Source organism: Propionivibrio sp. (genome assembly GCF_049316945.1).
Lineage (GTDB): Bacteria > Pseudomonadota > Gammaproteobacteria > Burkholderiales > Rhodocyclaceae > Propionivibrio.
The window spans coordinates 1-2982 of sequence record NZ_JBMOJE010000283.1 but is presented as its reverse complement, the minus strand read 5'-3'; the positions used below and the strand labels follow the sequence as shown (position 1 = coordinate 2982).

Below are 2982 nucleotides of genomic sequence, written 5' to 3'. Positions count from 1 at the left end.
GCGGCAGTTCAACGCAAAACCGGCTGCCCAGGCCTTCACCCGCCGAGGCAACCGATATCTTGCCGCCATGGTGTTCGGCGATCTTGCGGCACAGTGCCAATCCTATCCCGGTGCCTTCGTAGACGGCGCGCGACTGCAGCCGCTGAAACACCTGGAAAAGCCGGCCGCTCTGCTCGGGAAGGATGCCGATGCCGTTGTCGGCGACGCACAGGCGCCAGTACGCCCCGGCAACTTCGCTGCTCACCGTGATCTGCGGCTGGCGTCCGGCGACTCTGAACTTGAGGGCATTGCCGATCAGGTTCTGCAGCAGGCGCAGCATCTCGTCCGGGCTGACCAGAAGACGCGGCCAAAGGCCTTCGATGTGCACTTCGGCCTGCGCTTCGGCGATCGCCGGTCGCAGGTAGAGCAGGGCTTCGTCGAGCAGCGAGCGGCTTTCGATCCATGCCGGGGGCTCGCCCTTGCGGCCAATGCGCGAGTAGTCGAGCAGACCAAGCAGCATCTGGTCGAGGCGCTTGGCGCCGTCGATGGCAAAGTTGAAATACTCGCGTTTCTCACTGTCGAGTTGATCGGCGAGACTCATCTCAAGCAGTTTCAGGTAGCTGGAGATCATGCGTAGCGGCTGGCGCATGTCGTGTGAAATGCTGTAGCTGAACTGTTCGAGTTCGCTGTTCGAACGTAGCAGTTCGGTTTCAATGACCTTGCGCTCGCTGATGTCCATGTGCGTGCCGACAACCCGCAGCGGCGCGCCCGCCTGATCTCGCTCGACGACCAGCCCGCGATCCAGTATCCACACCCAGTGGCCGTCCTTGTGGCGTAGCCGGTGCTCGCACTCGTAGGCCGGAGTCTCGCCTTTCAGGTGGGCTTGCAGCGCGGCTTTGACGGCCGCCTGATCGTCCGGGTGCGTCAGCAGGTTCCAGCTATCGACTTGCGGCTTGATCTCCTCAAGTCGGTAGCCGAGCATCGAGCACCAGCGTTCGTTGAAAACCACCTCGCCGCTCGGCACATCCCAGTCCCAAAAGCCCAGATCGCCGCCGCGCAAGGCCAGTTCCATGCGCTTCAGATTCACCTCGTCGCGCTGGCGAACAACCTCCAGGCGCTGATTGACGTTGGCGAATTCACTGGCGAAGCGTTGCAGGTTGCTCTGGTCGCGCGCCATTTCCCGATGCAGGGTGACCACGCGTTCGCCGGCGATCAGCCGGCCGAGCAGCACATTGGCGCTGATCGGTTTCGAAAGAAAATCGTCGGCCCCGGCGGCAAAGGCTTCGACCAGGCGCGATTCCTGGTCGAGGCTGGTCAGCAGCAGAATGTAAATGGCGCGCCCGCTCGCCGTTTCACGCAGCGTGCGGATCAGTTCGACGCCGTCCATTTTCGGCATCAGCCAATCGACAATCATCAGATCGGGATGTTCGCTGCGCGCCAGTTCCAGCCCCTGCTCGCCGTTCTCGGCCTCGAGGCACTGATAGCCGGCCTTGCTCAGCAGCGCCTTGAGGATGGCGCGGATGACGCGGTCGTCGTCAACCACCAGCACGCGAAAAGCACCATCCGCGGCGGCCCGGGGCAATCCTTCGAAGTGCTCGAAGGACGGTGCCGACGGTGCGTTCAGCAACTCGATAAAGGGCGGCACGGCTTGTGACGGGACTTCGAGCAGCCGACACCAGTCGCTCCAGTCGCGCACGATGCCGTCGCAAAGAGTGGTCAGATCACCGGGGGCGATGGACAGCCTGCCGCCGAACAGGAAGAGGCTGGCCATCATGGCGCGCCGCTGTTCCTTGGCGGCCAGGCAGACATCGGCGATCATCGAGGCCAGCATCAGCATCAGCAGCAAACGCTCGGCGCGCAATCCGCAAGCCAGGCTGGCAGGTTCCGGTTGCTCATGATGGCTGACCGGCTCGATCAGGCTGGCCGGAAAGCCCCAGTCGGCGAGCAGGGCGGCGGTCAGGTCGTCATGGTCGAATTCGAAAGACTGTTGTTCCAGTGCCAGGAGATCGCTGCCGGGAAGCGCGGCGCTTTGCAGCAGGCGCGCGTAATCTTCGGGGAACAGACTGGCCAGCCCCAGTTCGCCAACGCGGGACAGCAAGCCGAGGGTGAACGCTTCGTCATTTTGCATGAGGCGGGTGAAGGCGGCCAGCGACTGCATGGCGACGGCCCGGGCCAGGTTGCGCGACCAGAATGCGGGGTAGTCGAAGGCCCGGCAGCCACGCGCGCGCTTGTCGCTCATCAGTGAGAAACCCAGCGCCAAACCGCGCACGGTGGTCAGGCCGAGGATGGCGATCGTATCCTTGATGGCCAGGATCGGCCGCGCGCCCGGCATGCGGTAGGCGTTGGCCAGCTTGAGCAGGTGCGCGACCAGTGCCGGGTCAGCCTGGATGGCCCGCGCCAGTTGGGCGGATGAGACATCCTCCTGACGCGTCAATTGCACCACGGCCAGCGCCGGGCCTTTCGGCGAGGGCAGCAGTCCGGTGGATTTGAGCGTTTCGAAACGCGCTTCGAGTTTTGGATTCATCCCAGAAAACTCTGTTTAACCACGGCGGCACGGCGAACACAGCGTAAAAACAATGGCTTGCAATATTTTCATGATTCACCCTTTGGGTGAGCCATTAAATCCTGAAAAACTGTGGCTTTTCGCCGTGTCCGCCGTGTCGCCGTGGTTTGAACTGCGGTTTTTAGGTTCATGAGGGTTTCTCAACAGGGATGGCAAACAGGCGGCACTCAACAGCATCGCTGAAAGCCGCATGAACAGGCGTTATGCAGAGTAGCAAGGCGCAAAGCATCAGGATACGCCACTCTACAGGAATATGACTTGCAGAGGGCCTGTTCATGCGGGATGCAGGGGATGCATTGCGGATAAAGCCGCGCCCATGGCTCCCCTCGCCCGCTCGCGGGAGAGCCGGGGGAGAGGGCGATTGAGCGCTTGTCGTGGCGAAAACCACCCTCTCCCCGACCCTCTCCCACAAGTGGGCGAGGGGGAAAAGCGGGGCGTGG

Annotated in this window: 1 protein-coding gene; it reads right to left on the bottom strand. The window is 62.7% G+C overall.

The genetic code is table 11. From position 1 onward, the window contains the following. On the bottom strand, nt 1–2503 hold a 2503-nt coding region (locus tag ACOYNV_RS27020), incomplete at its 3' end, for an HDOD domain-containing protein (RefSeq protein ID WP_422902913.1). Between the last annotated feature and the right edge of the window lie 479 nt (nt 2504–2982).